Below are 17693 nucleotides of genomic sequence, written 5' to 3'. Positions count from 1 at the left end.
AGTATCTTGTGACTTACTCGTTTAAAAACCCCAAAAGAAGTTGGTTATTAAAAACAGTATCAACATACTAATAAAGTTAATAATCAAGCCTGCTCGCATCATTTCAGATTGTTTGATATAGCCAGAGCCGAAGACAATGGCATTTGGCGGTGTGGCAACCGGCAGCATAAACGCACACGATGCCGCGATACCAATCACCACAGAAATCATCACAGGTGATAGACCTAAAGGTTCAGCAATTGCGGCAAAAACGGGTACGAGTAATGCGGCACTCGCGGTATTACTTGCAAACTCAGTCAGCATTACGACAAAAGCAATCACGGCAATCACAAATAAAGCCATATGTGCGTTACCAAAAATGTCGGTAACAAAGTGAGCTAAAAATACACTGGTGCCAGTCGCTTTTAGTACTGCACTTAGTGTTAAGCCACCACCAAATAAGATGAGTACGCCCCAGTCTGTAGTTGACTCAATCTTCTTCCAATCAACTAATTTAAGGCCTGCAAGCACCACCACTGCGCCAAGTGCGACAATAGTATCAAACTTACTGATCCCGCCTAATGCCTGAGCTAGAGGTTTACTGAATATCCAGCAACATACTGTGGCTAAAAAGATGACTAAGGTCAGTTTGCCACTCATAGACAGTGATTCTGTTTCAGCCTTTATTTCACATTTCGCAGATAAGCCTGGCTTTAAATACAAGTACAATGCAATCAACATGGCTGGTAACATTAACGCCACAGTTGGCAAACCAAACGCTAACCAGTCACTGAAAGTCAGTCCGACTTGCGCAGCGGCTATGGCATTAGGTGGACTACCGACTAATGTTCCTATTCCACCGATATTAGCCGAATAAGCGATACCCAGAAGCACAAACAAGTAAGTGGTTTTATGATCTTTAAATTCAAGTTGATGCAATATCCCTAAGGCAAGCGGCAACATCATTGCTGCAGTAGCAGTATTACTGATCCACATTGATAAGACGGCAGTTACTGCAAAAAGTAAAAAACACGCGATACTGAGCTTACCTTTAGAAAGTTGTAATACCTTCTGAGCAATCAATTTATCTATACCCTGATGATTTAGCGCTGCTGCTAAAACAAAACCACCAAAGAATAAATAAATGATCGGGTTAGCAAAGTTACTCATTGCCGTTTGAGTATCAAACACCCCTAAAAAAACCGCGATAATAGGAATTAAAATCGCAGTAATACTGATATGAATGGCTTCGGTTAGCCATAGAACTGCCGCAAAAATTAGCAACGACAAGCCTGTATTGACCCCTGGTTCAAACGGTAAAAATTGATAAAGCAAAGCGAATAATGCAATGTTGCTAAACAAGATAATAAAATCTTTTTTGTTCTTCGCTGTTGTTGATGACTTATTCGGTATGTTTTCCATTAAAGCGCCCTCCTTTTGTTTTTTATGGAGAACAATGTAAAGCACACCGATGACTAAGATAAAGTTCTGTTTTATGGTTGCTTTATTACACCCCAAAGAACCATTTGTGTGATACAAGCAACAAGCAACAACTCATTTGTGACTCAACCGTACAACCATATGACTAAATATGTGGTTATTAAGTGTCAAAACAACAAATCTATTCATATAATGTGATTATTGTGAATGTTTATTAGCATCCAAATTTGTGATGTAGATCTAAATAGCCGCTAGAAAGTTGGGTGTAGAGCAAAGTTAACAACATTTACGTGAACCCAAACAAGCTTAGAAAATTAGCATATCTCAGTTCAATTAGAGTTTTAGTTCTGTGGCGAAAGTCCACAACAGCAATATACCTACACAGAAATTACCTATTAATTCATTGAAAATATTGAATAAATTCCTAACACCGTTTCCTGAGTTAAACATTGGACAACATAATTGCTCATACTTACCTTTCATTCTCTCTTAACCTATTGAATTAAAATATAATTATGTTAGGTTATTGAAACTTTAATGAGTTGTTCACTAGAGTGCACATTCAATAAAGTACTACGTCAATGCAGTACTAAATTAATGAAGTGCTTAATCAATGAAGTGCTTAATCAATGAAGTGCTTTTACAGTGAACAGCTACTTGCAAGAAGTTCTAATCTAGTTAAAACCCGAAAAAGGATTTTCATGAAAACATCTTTACTTGCTCTATCGTTTGTTACCTTAATGTGCTCCCCAGGATTAAGTTCTGCAGGCGAATTTGAGCCCGCCGTTGGCTTAGGTCATCAATTTGGTGGTGTTTTAGGGGGACAATTTGCCTATAAAACCGCATCAACCAAATATTATGCTTCTGTAGGCTTAGTCGGCTTTGCTGCTGGCTTGCAAACCACTTTTAGTGAAAACTCAAAGCATGCTTACGGAATTGTTGTAGGTAGAGAGGAATTACAAAGTGAAGATGGCTTTGCCTTCATCACCTATGATTACCATTTTGATGGCTTTGCACAAAAAGGCTTTGTCATTGGTACCGGTATTGGTGTTACACGAGAAGATGAAGGTGGCTTATATGCAGATAAAGGCGACACTGACACATCAACCTCTATTACATTAAATTTTGGCTATAAGTTTTAATAAACACAGAAATAAACTCTGATATGAAAATTGCGATATAAAGTCGCTAAACTCATGTAACATGTGCCCCATAAATAACGTCTCCATATTGAGGCGTTTACCTCTTCCGGAGCTCAATTACATGCCTCATGTAGAAATCAAATATTCAGATAATGTCGATATTGATACCGATAAGATATTTGATGTCGTAGAGAAAATAATTAACGGCCATGATGCGAGTGCTGGCGTATGTAAATCTAGGGCTTATCCCTGCTCACAGTATAAATACTCCCACATGCTGATAACCGTGTCTCTATTAACCAAACCTCACCGAGATAGTGCCTTTACGCATCAGCTCAGTGTCGACATTGAACAAGCCATTAAGGCTCATCTTAAGCAAAGCGTTTATTTCTCTTTAAATATTGAATATAGCTTGGCTTACTACACGACCAATACTCATATTGTCGAAGGTGATGAATTACTCGGATTATCAGATTAACGGTGCTAATGATAGAAAGAGTATTGTTAAGGGTGGATATCGATTTAATAATAAACCTGCCAAATAGCAGGTTTATTTAATCAGAAGTCAGCACCTAGCGCTTATGGCAACAAGGTTTACGTTTTATTTAGGCTAAGCTTGAATCAAATATTCCAAGCCACTACAAATCGCTGCGACTTGCGCCAAAATACAGTTTTCAGCATCAGATAAAGGACTATCAGGATATACTTCTGTCGTGGTTTTGTACTGGGCTTGAGTTAAGCCTGCACATAGACCTAGTTCACCACATGGATAGTTTATTACTCCAAATTGAGCTAATTCAACGCCGATTAATTTGCCGTCATCGTCAGCGGGGGCGATATGAGTAACTTCCTCTACGCCTTTAATAATGGCTCGTTGAAACTCTGCTTGAGGGTTTTCAGTATCGCCTACTAAATAAAAACCATCAGGAATATTCCAGTTATTATTCACGATGCCATCTCTGGCAGCTAAAGCTGGTCTAAATTCTGAATTATCAGTGTCAGTAGTTTCATGCAAGTCAATATGAGCAAGCACATCGACATTGAGCTCTGCCATCACTTTGAGCAAGGCTGCGGACTCTTCTGCAGGACTATTAGTATAGAACGAGCGATTAGGATCGACTGCATTTGGGTTCCAGCGGTTAATGGTTTCGTATCCCCAAGGACTGACACAAGGTGCTACGATAATATTAAATTGCTCTGCATACTGCTTTGCTTTGGTTTCTACAAAGCGAATAGCGCCTTGAACGCCGCTGGTCTCGTAACCATGCACACCACCTGTGATTAAAACCACTGGTTTACTCTCGTCCCATGCACTTCGGATCAAGAGTAAAGGATACTTGTTAGCATCATATGACAGTGCGCCATATTGAGAAACGCTAAATTGTTCACGCAAAGCATCAATCTTGTTGACGACCTCTTGCTGATAACTGCGTTTAACCTGTTGCTGTGACAACCAATGCTGCTTATGTTCATCAGACCATTTTTGGCCAGTGACACCAATGCTATAAGGCTCGTTAGTTTGCATATCCATCCTAGTATTGTTTTTATTTTGATGTAATTAACCGTTTTGCTAGTTTACCCTAGCTCATTAAACAAAGGTTTTATCACTTAACAAGCCCCTGTTACAAGAACTTAGGCAACGGGAGAATGATCCTTCACTGATAAGCTGTAAGAAAAAAAGCGCGTGTCTTTAACAAATCCTATTTTTTCATACACTGACTGAGCAGGAAAGTTAACTTTAGCAGTCCCTAAATCCACCCGCACAGCACCTATACCTCTGGCAAGTTCAATTGAACATTCAATCAGTTTGTTCGCAACGCCTTGATTTCTTGAATCAACATCAACAAACAAATCATTTAGCACTAATACCTTTCCTAACTCTACTGAAGAAAACGTCTGATAATTAAGTACAAAGCCAACAACTTGGTTTTTATCGTTATAAGCTGCAAAGATGAATGCTTCCTGATTTTTTAAACGATCTGATAAATAACCTACATACTCACTTTCTGGCGAATTAACACTGTAAAACGCCATATATTGGCTAAATAAAGGCAAAATATCATTAAAGTCGGTCAAAGTTATACGGTTAATAATCATCGTTTCCCTCGTTGATTGTTTTACGTTATTGCCTCTTGATTGTGGTTAGTATTTATCCTTAAGACTCTAACCACATCATTGTTTATCAGCCGCACTGAATAAGGCATTTTATAAATTTAAGTGTTATAAACCTGAGTTCTCTAGTTCTAATTCATCTAACCCTAACTGCTTGGCATAACTCATGTTAGCCACAATTCTGAGCTCAAATCTCAAAATCTTATGGCAAGCCTCATAAAACGCTTCACCAAGCCATTGCTTATCATATTGTTCCAGCGCCCTTAATATCGCATCAGCCCCAGAGCCTTGCTTAATCGAGTCAGGCGCCATTGCATCAATAAAACTTGCCACTAAACCATACAAATCTTTTTCTGCATCACCTTCCACCGACCATAAATTAGGATCCGCGTATTGAGCAGCATAATGGCTTGCAGCAATATCAGAACCAATACCAAAATTAACCAAAGTGGCTTTTTCATCACGGCAGATTATATTTTTAGGACAAATTGCTCCGTGGTGGATATCAAGACTGTGAAGGTACTGTAATGCCGTAAGTAGTTGCACGAACCACAAACGTGGTTGGCCAACTTCAATCGATGGTACTTCATCAAGACCGACACCTTGTACCCAATCCCTTGCAATAAATAAATCATCTGATTGCGGTAATTGTCCGAAAGCTAAAACACGCTCAACATGCGGGTGATAGATTTTAGCTAAACTGCGGTACATATTACTTAAAGTGTGCCATTGATTATCAACATCTTGGTAAACGCTCACACAACATGGATAATTACCTTGAAGGTGCATAGCACGCCAGAGTTGGCTTCGTGATGTTGCTGAAATGAATTTGTCTAAGCGGTAATGATGGTCAACCACTGCGCCTTGTTCAACGTCGATTTTTTGCGGCAAAGTATCACACACACCTAAATCAATTAGGGCAGATAAATCGCAACGAATTGCATCTAAATCGATTGTGCTGCCTTTGGCAGCTGCGCGATACCATTGATAAATACGTGGTTGGAGCGTTTTCTCGGCCAGTTCCAGAAATGCTTTGGCATAAGCTTTAATATCTTCACTGGTATTAAGAGAGTCTTTAATATCAATAAATTCTACATCTGCATCTTCTGAGATAAAAATACAGTTTTCAGCCCAACCACCAATGGTGTATCCACGGCGATGGATTTGCTGAAGTCCCGTGACACTGCGTCGTAAGATTTCTAATAATTGATAAGTGGTTTGTTGCTCAATATCGAAAATATTAAGTGGTACGCCTCGCGGCATTCTAATCGGTAGCACCACTTGCTCACCGTCTTGAATTAATGGCGCACAAAATGGCACACAGCTACAGCCTGACAACGACTGAATGCGCTTAAATTCATCACGCAATTTCTGCTCATGGGAGTTCGCTTCAATAGCATCTTCAAACTGGCTTGTTACTAATATCTTCAATAACCAGGGTGCAGTCCAACCACCTGGATTATATTCTGACTGCCAGACCTCTAAGCCTTGCTGTAAGAATAAACATTTGAGTTTAATAAAGTCCTGAATTTTATTATTTCGCTGCTCAACTAATGCCACCTGGCCTATGGTATCTAACACCATTTCTTTTTGGGTTTCAGTAACAGGATGAATATGAGGCGCTGTTAAGCCCCATTCTTTGGTTAGCGCTGCGATAATTTTTGCAGGGGTGTAAATACTCAGTTTACCAGTGTCTTTCTCTACAAGGATTTCTTCGCCTTTTCGGCCAGTGACAAATACCATCCCCTGACACCAAGGCGCATATACACCAACAGGAATTTTGTTCTTTAATTTTCCGGCTAAAACCCGTGCAACATAATTGGCTTTCGATAAGCTATTGTCCACATGGCGACCATCTAAAGACCACGCATGAAGTCCGGCATTTAAGCGACCAATATAGCCTTTCACATCGACAACATAGACGCCAAATTCACCGACAACGAGCGCATCGACTTCCATAGCTTGACCGGTATGAGTAGGGATCTCTACATTGGTTAGGAGTAAATAATCTTCTGGGAGTTCGTCGGATAAAAGAGAAAATGCCCAACGTTCGGCGTCGTTGACTGGGGTACCAAAACTAATATGTCTTGCCATTGAGAATGCGACTCCATTAATAATTATTGTTATCTATCTTCTGCATATGGCTACATCCTATAATAGAAAGACACAAAAAAACCACCTAAAAGGTGGTTTTTGTTTTCATTAACTTAACAGTCATTAATTGGTTAAATGATGAATCAATTATCTAACTGAATAATCTTCATATTTCTTGCAGTATTTTCTGCAGAAAATGATATTACCATCTGTTAGTTTGACGATATTAATGAGTGTGTGAACAATGACCACTTTCATGATCATCGTCAGCAAATTCATCATCACCTTCTTGATGTTGCATTACGCCCCACCCGTCAGTCATGCCATCAAACTCTTGTGCAAACGTGTTTAGCTCTATTTCTTTTGCGACTAAATCATCATAAGTAGGCACCATGTTTAAACAAACAATCAGCTCCCACTTTTCGATTTCTTCACTGAAGTTAAGCTCAAGCTCACCGTTAACATCTTTTTGAGCTAACGCTTCAAGTGCAGACTCTGCATCGCGTTGGTCATCAAAAATAAGAAAGAAGTCAACATCCAAGGCTACCGATAAATCGATGCCAGATTCAGCCATTGCGGCTAACATTTTACCATTATCATCATCAGGGAATTGCATTATTCTGTCCTTATGCACTAGCAACAATTTTAATGAACTCGCCATTGAATTCAATGACATCGCCCACAACACATTTCTTACGCTTGCGAGTATCTATTTCGTTATTTACTTTAACGAAACCTTCAGAGATAACGTGCTTAGCTGCGCCGCCGCCATCTACTAAACCTTGTACTTTTAATACTTTATATAACTCTACAAACTCATCACCACTTAATAGTGGGAATTCTGCAACTTCGCTGCTCATTGGATATTGGCCTTTGCTCATAAATATGTCGGCTATTATACCTGAACATGAATTAATACCAATCTTAAAACCCACCGACTCATGTAAAGGCTAACTCAATTCCTATTAGCAGGCGTCGAGCATACTGACAGGATCCGGATGAATATAGTTGAAACCAAGCTGCTTGCAAATTAAATCGCCGATTATTGTTTTACTCGGTAATGTTTGTTGATTGAATTCAGGAGCGCTCAAACTTAAATGAATCGCTGCAGCCCGATAAAACTCCGCTCTTGTTGGGTGATGAGGTGCTGCTAAATTATATATGCTCGCAACTGGTTTACCTTGCTCAGTCGCAGATAGAATGGCTTTAATAGCCTGAATACAATCATCAAGATGAACAAGGTTTACCGCTACATTCCCACCTGCAATATCTTGCCTTCCAGCAAAAAACTTACCAGGATGCCTTTTAGGGCCTATTAAACCTGAAAAGCGAATAATGCAGCTATTATTCATCGCAGTAAAATAAGACTCAGCCTTGAGCAAAACTGCACTTTTATCGTCATAAGCTTGAGCATCGCTTTCATGCATATGTTGATCACTAGAAGGGTACACCCCCGTCGTACTGATAAATATTACCCGCTTATAATTTCGGCCATCAATGAGTTGATGTAGGCGATCAATATGATTTAGATATTGGTTCTCACCCCGCCTAAGACCTGGTGGAATATTCACAATCAGCACTTCTGCGTCCAATAAAGGGGTTAAGCGAATACAATCTTGAGCGAGAGTTTGTTGGTTAACCAGGCTCAAATCCAGTTCAAAAGGCGTAATGCCATTCAGGGAAAGTTCATCGCAACCCTCTGGGCTTCTTTTAGTACCAGCAACGGGTATTCCAGCACTCACTAACGCTTTAGCTAAAGGCAGACCAAACCAACCACAACCGACAATTGCAACTTTATTCATGATTTTTCCGTGTTTAAAATGGTGAGATGAGCGAGGCGATGAATTTAAAGTAAATTTATTTAGCGATTCAATAAACCATTAAATCGCTCACTCAATGATATGACTTGGATAAAAACACACAGGACTTTGCACTTGCAAGGTGCTAACAACTTTCTCTGACAAAGAGTCGGCTTTAACCGTTTCTACAACACTGACATCTTCATCAGTTAAACAACGAAACACGGCTTGGCTGCCGCGATCATTACAGCTATAAACATGAGGTTGTTTTGAATCTCTTGACGTCATCATGACTTTAGCAATAGAACCGTCTGATAATTTCACAATCGAACCCGGAGGGTAAATGCCCAACACTTTTACCAACACTTGAATAAGGTCTTTTCCATGCTTACCCACACGTGTTTTAAAGAGAGTACCAAGGGCAACTTGCGGCGAGCCTGTTTTAAGCAACAAGCCTGCATAGTCATTTGCCAGTGCCGCTATTTGAGTCAGTTTAGGAATCATGACTTCATTCAGCTTATTCGGATAACCGCTGCCATCAAGACACTCGTGGTGATGCAATACAATGTCTAACATTGGCGCTGGAAATAGCCCACTTCTGTCTAGCATTTCATAACCAAGATTAGGGTGGGTTTTCATATAGTTTAATTCGACAGTGGTTAAATCCTTGCGTTTACGTCTAATTGCGTCTGGGATTTTAAGTTTGCCAATATCGTGGAACACGCAACCCAAGGCTAAATCACGAAGTTCACTGTGACTAAGACCAAGACTATTAGCCATCATCATAGATAGCACAGCCACTGACACACTGTGCTGAGTTAGGCTGGGCTCTTTATCCACACTGGTAACAAAAACAATTTCAGGTTGCTTGCTTTCCAAAAGGTGGGTCATCAATTGCTCAACAACACTCGCCGATTCACGATAAGACAATTGCGGATCGCTGACGACCTTACTGAAAGCTGGCCTGAGATCACTTGCTGCTTGGTTAAACCTTTTCTGACCTGAATGAACGGATTTCTTTATTGCACCTTGGATATCAAATTCTGGAACAGCATCTTCTACAACAACGTCTTTTATCTCTTCATCATTAGCCAGTAAATGCATGCCATCAATCACGGTGACATATGTAATATCTAAACTGTTTATCAATTCGATTTCGGCTTGAGAGGTCACTGGGACTTTGTTTCTAAAGAAGGGGTTATTGAACCACGAAAGGGGCAGTTTGACTGTTAAGCCAACCACTAGTTGTGACAAAGGTATGTTAATTGATTCCGTTTTTGACACTATTGCTTACCTTCGAAATATCCATTTAATCCATTGGGTAATTGCACTGAGTAGGGTTAGCGCCCTACTCTTTAAGCTTATTTGCTATCAGTCTTCTCATCAGTACTTTCAATATTTGCTGTTAATGGCTGTGACGATTGCTGTGACGATGATTGTGCTAATGGTTGCGTTAACTCACTGCTGTTTCTTGGTCGATTATAATGTTTAATATGATGATCATCGACCGCTTGTTCTAACAGCTGTTTATCATTATCCGTATCAAGCGCAGAAGTTGGCTCTTGTGTTGGCTCTTGTGTTTGCTCTTTTAAGCTTTCTGCTTGCTGATAGTTTGTCTCTTGTTGCCAATCATTAAAATAATAGTTCAATCGTTTTGATTTAAGTAAATAAATACAAGACCAAAAGATAAATAACGCATCTAATGCAAAGCTCACTCGAAACAAAAAGTCATCATGCATAAGCCGTTGATTTAATATTATGGCATCGACGGCTAATAATAGCCAAAGTCCATATTTAATCTTATTAAATAATGGCCTAGCAAACTGAGGGGCTCGTTTTCTTTCTGCGATAACCAATGCATATATAATAACGGCACCGACACCTGCCCCTAACGCCATTAAGAAATCGATTTTGTCAGGGTAAAATAATCTGACTAATCCTGTTCGGTCGTTGAACTGCGTTAACGAGGCAGCAAAGACACACCAACCACGAGCAAGAAATATCAGTATCAAATACAAAAAAATGGGCGGTTTAATGTGGCCTTTGTCATCTAGCCAAGTGATATTACTGAAATTCACTGAATACCTATTGTTAGCTTATTAACGATTAAGATTTTCAAATCTTTTACTTATCTAGTAAACATGAGGGCAAATCCTCATAAAACAAGCAATGGGTTAAATCTACACCGCAAAACCAGTGTAAACCAAAAGTATAAGCTTACTGAATTTAATTTAATGACATTTGAGACTTTTGCAGAGCACAACCCACCATCGCGAGTTGAGCTCACATCAATAATTAGTTAACCGTTTAGTAATGCCAGTAGTTGATCTTCATCCATGACTTTAATGCCTAAATCCTGTGCTTTAGCAAGTTTAGAACCTGCCGCTTCACCAGCAACTAAACAATCAGTATTTTTTGAGACACTCCCAGCCACTTTGGCGCCCATTGCCTGTAATTGCGCTTTAGCATCATTTCGATTTAACTGAGTTAACGTACCCGTTAATACCCATGTTTGACCTTTAAGGCTTAACTCAGCTTCATCGACAGCTTCTATTGCAGGCCAATTGACCCCTGCTTCAATGAGCTTATCTATTACTTCAAGGTTATGTGGCTGAGCAAAAAAGTGACTAATATGTTTTGCCACGATAGCACCTACATCGTCCACTTCCATCAACTCATCTACATTCGCAGCTTTTACTGCATCTAAGGTTTTATAATGACTTGCAAGATTAGCCGCTGTTGCTTCACCTACTTCACGAATACCTAATGCATAAATAAAGCGCGACAAGGTCGTTGTTTTAGCATCATCTATTGCGGCAATTAATTTAGTGGCTGATTTCATTGCCATTCGCTCAAGCATAGTGACCATTGATGCGGTAATGGTGAACAGCTCTGCTGGGCTTTGCACCAGTTCTTTATCAATCAGCTGCTCAACCACTTTATCACCCATACCATCAATATTAAGCGCTTTACGTGAGGCAAAATGTTTGATGGCTTCTTTTCGTTGCGCTTCACAAAAAAGTCCGCCACTACATCGAGCAACAGCCTCGCCTTCAAGACGTTCAACTAAACTCTGACAAACTGGGCACTGGGTTGGAAATGTAATATCTTTAGCATCTTCAGGCCGCTTTTCAGGCACGATTGCAACAATTTGCGGAATCACATCTCCCGCGCGCCGAATAATCACAGTATCACCCACTTTTACGCCTAAACGAGCGATCTCATCGGCATTATGTAATGTGGCATTCGATACAGTGACGCCGCCAACGAATACAGGCTTAAGGCGAGCTACAGGCGTGACCGCACCTGTACGGCCCACCTGAAAATCGACCTCTTCAAGTAAGGTCATTTCTTCTTGCGCGGGGAATTTATAAGCAATTGCCCAGCGCGGAGCACGAGCAACAAAGCCCAAAGTCGTTTGCTTGGCAATGTCATTGACCTTAATCACCACACCATCAATTTCATAAGACAGTGCGCTTCTTCTGGTCATAATATCAGCGTAGTAGGCAAAGACTTCAGGCAGTGTGCTGCACACTTTAACTTCTTGGCTTAAAGGTAACCCCCAGTCTTTTAACTGGTTCAGTTGGCCAAAATGGCTATCAGCTAAAGAAGCAACTTCACCTTCAACGACACCCAGTGCGTATGCATAAAAGCCTAATGCTCGGGTCGCGGTGATTTTGCTGTCTAATTGACGCAAGCTACCTGCAGCAGCATTACGCGGATTAACAAATGCCTTATCCCCTTTACTTAATTGACGCTCGTTTAATGCATCAAATGCGGCTTTGGGCATAATCACTTCACCGCGCACTTCTAGTAATTCAGGAAAGTTATCACCACGGAGTTTAAGTGGCACAGAATTAATCGTACGGACATTGTCAGTAATATCTTCACCCACTGCACCATCGCCACGGGTCGCTGCACGCTCTAATATGCCATTACGGTATAAAATACTGACGGCTAAGCCATCAAGCTTTGGCTCACAGCAATAACTTACCGTATCCACTTTGTCGGTAATACGCTTATTAAATGCTTCAAAATCTGCCTCTTCAAAGGCGTTATCTAAACTCAGCATCGGTTTTAAATGAGTGATTTGATCAAACTTAGCCAGTGGTGCGCCGCCAACACGTTGTGTCGGAGAATCACTACTGATTAATTCAGGGTGAGCGGTTTCAATGGCGATTAAGCGCTGCATTAACCTATCGTATTCTGCATCTGGAATGCTTGGCGCATCATCAACATAATAACGAATGTTATGACCATGAAGTTCACTGCTGATTTGCTGTAGTTCGTTTTTAATGTCTTGCATAAAATCACTCATCTAAAGACAAATAAGGCCGCAAGTGCGGCCTCATTTAAAAAGGTTAAATCTAATTAGGGGTTAAGATACAGCCCTAATTCTAGCTAAATATTGTTGTTTGTTGGTTTCAGTCCAGGCTAAACGTTTATCGTCCATCACTTCTGCGCCTAAATCATCAGCCAGTTGCTGTGCTGAATTAAGCATAATGGAGAAGTTCATTAATGGATCACCATGACAAGGAAGCGTCATAAATAACACCACACCTTGAGTAACAAACTGCTCCATATTATCAGGATCAAATACGCCCGGCTTTAGCATGTTCGCCATAGAAAATAGTACTTTACCATTGCCAGCGTTATCTAGATGACGATGGAATATGTCCATATCGCCGAACTTAAAGTTCAATGATAATAAGCAAGGTAATAGCTCTGCACCGTGAAGTTGCTCGCCATCACGTGCGATAACGTGTAGCACTAATACATCTTGTGGGTCGCCTAATGGCTCTTCTGTTTCGGCCACAGGTTGCGAAATAGCAGGCTCTACTGGTGCTGGCTGTGCAATAACTTGTTCTGCTTGAGGTTCGGCGCCAAAATCAGCCGAAGTTTCATCTACATAGGTATCTTCAACATAGGTATCTTCAACATAGGCGTTATCATGGGTTTGGTAATTTTCAGCGGTGAGATCAAGTTTAACGGTATTCTCTGTTGTCGTCACTTTTGTACTGGTTGAGGCACCAACAACTTGCTGTGCAGGTTCAAAGCTGTCTTCAGCAAATAACGCCTGTTGAGTTGGAACATGCGTTTCAACCTCTTGGGCTGCAGTTACATTGATTGTTTCAGCAGAAATTTGTGGCTCTACAGCGGCGGTTTTTAATACCGGTTCTTTGCGGCCAGGATTATAACTTGGTGCTTGAGCATTTACAGCCGATTGATTTTGTAACCCAATGCCCTTTTTAGAGCCCGCTTCATTGACTTCAACATCGTTATGCGAAGTCCCTGTTTGCATTAGTGGCGGAGTGATATTTGCAGTGTCGTTTGCAGTGAAAGTATCATCGTCATCGTCACTTTTAACACGTCTTACTTCACCAATACCATCGGCATCAAAACCTTGTGAGTCACGTTGCTGTGATTGATCTTTATAAAACCCAGTCATTGGGTTGTCTTTTAGTGTTTTAGGTTGTTGTTTACGAATTGACCAAAAACCATGAACTAGTACTGCGATAATTGCTATTGCACCTAGTACAAACAAAACCAGTTGAAAATCTTCCATTGGTGACCCTGTAATCCTGTTTATTCCGCGTCGGCTAGTGCCACCGCTTCATCGATATCTACTGCGACTATACGTGAAACGCCCGGTTCATGCATAGTGACACCTATTAATTGATCAGCCATTTCCATCGTTATTTTATTGTGGCTGATATAAATAAATTGCACACTTTGTGACATCTCTTTTAGTAAGCGACAAAAACGCTCAACATTGGCATCATCTAAAGGTGCATCAACTTCATCCAACATGCAAAAAGGTGCTGGATTGAGTCTAAATATGGCGAATACTAATGATAAAGCGGTTAGCGCTTTTTCTCCACCACTAAGAAGGTGAATTGTACTATTCTTCTTACCTGGTGGTTGCGCCATAATGGTCACCCCCGTTTCAAGTAAGTCATCATCAGTTAATGCAAGGTAAGCTTTACCGCCTCCAAACACTTTCGGGAACAATTTTGATAAGTCAGCATTAACCGCATCATAAGTCGTTTTAAATCGACTGCGGGTTTCCTTGTCTATTTTTCGAATAGCTTCTTCAAGGCTAGCTAAGCCTTTATTTAAATCATCATCCTGATTATCTAAATAGGCTTTACGCTCACTTTGCTGCTCAAATTCTTCAATAGCGGCAAGGTTAATTGCCCCTAAATGGCTAATTCTAGCTCTAACTTTATCTAGATCTTTCTGCCAAGCACTGACTTTAGCTGCTTCAGGGATCTGTTTTAGCACCGCCTGAATATTTATTTGTTGCTCTTCAAGCAATTGGTATTGGCCATTGGCCTGACCTTTTAAACCTTCACGACGTAACTTTAACCCGCTGAGCGTTTGAGTCAAGTTTTGAAGCCCACCAAGCTGTTGTTTTTGAATCAATACCGCACTATCTAGCCGAGATTGTAGCTCAGCCTGTTGAGTACGGTTTGAATTTAACAATTGTTGCTTTGATTGCTGAATATCAAGCTGCTGAGCAAGCTGTTGCTGAAGTTGTTCCAGCTGTTTATCACCTAAACTTTCACTGCTTTGTTGTTGAGTCAAGCTCAACTGGCTAGCTTGTTCTACCAATACATCACATTGCTGCTGTTGTTTAGTGAGCTGTGCTTGCGTCACCGCAGCTTGAGTTTGCAATTTTTGCAATTGCTGACGCAAAAGCGAGACCTCTCGATCATGCTGGCTTCGTTTAGTTTTATACTCACGCAATTGATGACTTGTGGTTTGCCAGTCTTCATTAGCTTTTTGCTGTTCAGTCACCTGCTGTTGATGTAACTGGCTAAGTCGCTCAGTTTCTGCGGTTAACTGTTCTACATTGCGTTTACCAAGAGCAATTTGTTTGATGCAGTTTGCTACCTGTTCATCCAGGTTTGCTCGCCTACGTTGATTATCATGTTGCTGCTTAAGCAGGCTTTGACGTTGAGCATCAAACTTACTGCAATCAAGCTGCAATTGATGACATTTTGCTTGCGCCGCACTCATTTGAGCATGAACATCGGCAACTTGCTGTGTTAACTCACTTACAGACACTTGCTCATTGAACAATTGTTCTTGTAATTGTTCAATTTGAGTCAACAGTTGCTGACGTTCATTTTTCAGTGCAAGCTCTGACTGTTTACCTTCAGACTTTGTGATAACAAAGCCATGACCAATTAGATTGCCATCTTTACTAGCGATTAATGCGTGTTCATTGGTTGCTTCACTCGTCGTCAATAATTGTTTCGCATGACCGATACTGTCAGCCCAAATCACTTGTTCTAACCATGGGCTTAAATTAACTGGTGCGCTTAATTGCTCAGTTATATAGGCAGATTCACGTAGATTAAAACCTAAATCATCTTTCACACCTACATCAGTATTTAATGACTCTTTTTGCACTGAAGCAGCAAGTACACCTTGAAGAACTAAGTCAACCGCTTGCTCCCAACCTTGGGTCACCTCAACAACTTGCCATAGTGCTTGACGATCTTCGGGTTCATTATTGCTAAGCCACTGATCAATTAACTCATGACGGGCAACCACCGAGGTTAAGTGTTGTTTGTTTTGCTGATACTGCTCACTGATCTGCTGTAAACTTGCTTGCTTAATCGCCAGCTCTTCAAAGAGCTGATGTTTTACTTCATCTTCTATTTCAAGCTGCTGGGTAAATGCTTTTATTTGCCTATCGAGTTCAGTTAACTCAGCTTGATTATTCTCATCATTATTGTGTTGCAGCTCTGTATTGAGCTCAATCAATTGCTGCTGTTGCTGAGATAAACTCAATTGCTGATGCTGTAATTTGTTTTGAGTCAGTGCAGCTTCCATTTTTGCATTAGATACCGTATCCGATAACACGCTTAAATGTTGTTGAAGATCAGAAGCTTTTTCATCAACATCTTGTAACTGCTCGTCAATGATTTGCAATTCATTTTCGCCAAGCTCTAGAGCAGGCATCAGCTCTGCAACATGATGAGTAAGCTGCTTTTCTTGTACAGTCAGAGCCTGCAGCTCTTGTGCTGCAACCCCTTGTTGATTGATTATGTCTTTTAATTGTTTTTCAAGCTGAGAGTCTTGTTGCTGTTGATGCTTTAATTGCTGCTCAAGCTTAGCAAGCTCGGTTCCAGCTTGATAAAACTGCGCAACAAGGTTTTGCTCCGAATCTGATAAATCAGCTAACTGAGATGTTAATTGTGTAACGGTGAGTTCAGTGCTTTCGCCATCAGCATTGGCGGCTGCAATGCTAACATCAAGCTGCTGCATTTCTTTGGCTAAGCCATCGGTTTGATTTTGCAGTTCTTGATAACGCATGACTAACAGCTGAGCATGTAAGTCACGCTCTTGTTGTTTGAGCTCTCGATATTGTTTTGCAGCTTGTGCTTGCTGATCTAATTTTTCTAACTGGCTGCCAAGTTCTAGTCGTATATCGTTTAAACGCTCAAGGTTTTCACGGGTATGTCGAATGCGGTTTTCTGTTTCACGACGACGTTCTTTGTAACGAGATATTCCTGCCGCTTCTTCTATGAAGACTCTTAATTCTTGAGGTTTAGACTCAATCAGTCTTGAAATGGTCCCTTGCTCAATAATGGCATAGCTGCGCGGTCCAAGACCTGTTCCCATAAATAGATCAGTAATATCTTTGCGACGACATTTTTGACCATTGAGAAAATAATTCGAATCGCCTTCACGACTCACTTGGCGCTTAACAGAGATTTCTTGATAACTGGCATATTGGCCCGACAATCTGCCATCTAGGTTTTCAAAACTGAGCTCGATACTGGCGACAGATACGGGTTTACGGGCACTGGAACCGTTAAAAATAACGTCCATCATTGAGTCGCCACGTAAATGTTTGGCACTGCTTTCCCCAAGTACCCAACGCACAGCATCAATCACATTGGACTTGCCGCAGCCGTTCGGGCCAATAATCGCCGTAAGGGGTTGGTTAAAGGGAATTTTTGTTGGGTCAACAAACGACTTAAAGCCAGCAAGTTTTATTTGTTTTAATCGCATTGTGCTTGTTTGGTCGTCCGTAAGGATGAAAAGTATTATTTTATAAGAAAGACTTATATGACTAACTTTACCAATCGCGCTGCATTTTGTAACGATT

The 17693-nt window shown here is 40.7% G+C and carries 13 protein-coding genes and 1 pseudogene; 2 read left to right on the top strand and 12 right to left on the bottom strand.

Annotated elements, in window-relative coordinates; all coding sequences use genetic code 11:
- Positions 1-21: 21 nt before the first annotated feature.
- The gene (locus tag L2737_RS03230) at positions 22-1401 is read right to left on the bottom strand and encodes an SLC13 family permease (protein WP_248954762.1); all 1380 of its coding nucleotides are present in this window, start codon (positions 1399-1401) and stop codon (positions 22-24) included.
- Positions 1402-2120: 719 nt separating this feature from the next.
- On the opposite strand from L2737_RS03230, the gene L2737_RS03225 reads away from it, so the two are divergent.
- A complete protein-coding gene (locus tag L2737_RS03225; RefSeq protein WP_248954761.1) occupies positions 2121-2561 on the top strand; it encodes a hypothetical protein in 441 nt (146 codons plus the stop codon).
- A 121-nt stretch (positions 2562-2682) separates the two neighbouring features.
- Positions 2683-3039, top strand: a complete 357-nt coding sequence (locus L2737_RS03220; protein WP_248954760.1) for a tautomerase family protein — start codon at positions 2683-2685, stop codon at positions 3037-3039.
- Between the two features lie 132 nt (positions 3040-3171).
- Here L2737_RS03220 and L2737_RS03215 read toward each other — a convergent pair whose 3' ends face one another.
- The 11 genes and pseudogenes from L2737_RS03215 to smc form a co-directional block, all read right to left on the bottom strand.
- Complete coding sequence (locus L2737_RS03215; protein ID WP_248954759.1) at positions 3172-4086, bottom strand: M14 family metallopeptidase; 915 nt, start codon at positions 4084-4086, stop codon at positions 3172-3174.
- 107 nt (positions 4087-4193) lie between these two features.
- Positions 4194-4658, bottom strand: coding sequence for a GNAT family N-acetyltransferase (locus L2737_RS03210; RefSeq protein ID WP_248954758.1), 465 nt, complete (start codon positions 4656-4658; stop codon positions 4194-4196).
- 123 nt (positions 4659-4781) lie between these two features.
- The gene (locus L2737_RS03205) at positions 4782-6767 is read right to left on the bottom strand and encodes an NERD domain-containing protein kinase family protein (protein WP_248954757.1); all 1986 of its coding nucleotides are present in this window, start codon (positions 6765-6767) and stop codon (positions 4782-4784) included.
- A gap of 226 nt (positions 6768-6993) precedes the next feature.
- Complete coding sequence (locus L2737_RS03200; protein ID WP_102526333.1) at positions 6994-7383, bottom strand: ribonuclease E inhibitor RraB; 390 nt, start codon at positions 7381-7383, stop codon at positions 6994-6996.
- Between the two features lie 10 nt (positions 7384-7393).
- Positions 7394-7627, bottom strand: coding sequence for an RNA-binding S4 domain-containing protein (locus L2737_RS03195; protein WP_248954756.1), 234 nt, complete (start codon positions 7625-7627; stop codon positions 7394-7396).
- 105 nt (positions 7628-7732) lie between these two features.
- Positions 7733-8569 carry an SDR family oxidoreductase gene (locus L2737_RS03190; RefSeq protein WP_248954755.1) on the bottom strand — a complete coding sequence of 279 codons (837 nt, stop codon included), beginning with the start codon at positions 8567-8569 and terminating at the stop codon, positions 7733-7735.
- 87 nt (positions 8570-8656) lie between these two features.
- On the bottom strand, positions 8657-9850 hold the full coding sequence (locus L2737_RS03185) for an HD-GYP domain-containing protein (protein ID WP_248954754.1): 1194 nt from the start codon (positions 9848-9850) through the stop codon (positions 8657-8659).
- Positions 9851-10182: 332 nt separating this feature from the next.
- Positions 10183-10644: pseudogene (locus L2737_RS03180) on the bottom strand (DUF2919 domain-containing protein); the annotation flags it as partial.
- Positions 10645-10865: 221 nt separating this feature from the next.
- Entirely contained in the window at positions 10866-12872 is a 2007-nt protein-coding gene (gene ligA, locus L2737_RS03175; RefSeq protein ID WP_248954753.1) for an NAD-dependent DNA ligase LigA, read from the bottom strand.
- Positions 12873-12944: 72 nt separating this feature from the next.
- Positions 12945-14132, bottom strand: a complete 1188-nt coding sequence (gene zipA, locus L2737_RS03170; RefSeq protein WP_248954752.1) for a cell division protein ZipA — start codon at positions 14130-14132, stop codon at positions 12945-12947.
- 20 nt (positions 14133-14152) lie between these two features.
- The gene (gene smc / locus L2737_RS03165) at positions 14153-17596 is read right to left on the bottom strand and encodes a chromosome segregation protein SMC (protein ID WP_248954751.1); all 3444 of its coding nucleotides are present in this window, start codon (positions 17594-17596) and stop codon (positions 14153-14155) included.
- Positions 17597-17693: the final 97 nt, after the last annotated feature.

This window comes from Shewanella electrodiphila (genome assembly GCF_023283985.1).
Lineage (GTDB): Bacteria > Pseudomonadota > Gammaproteobacteria > Enterobacterales > Shewanellaceae > Shewanella > Shewanella electrodiphila.
This window is presented reverse-complemented; position numbering and strand designations above follow the sequence as displayed.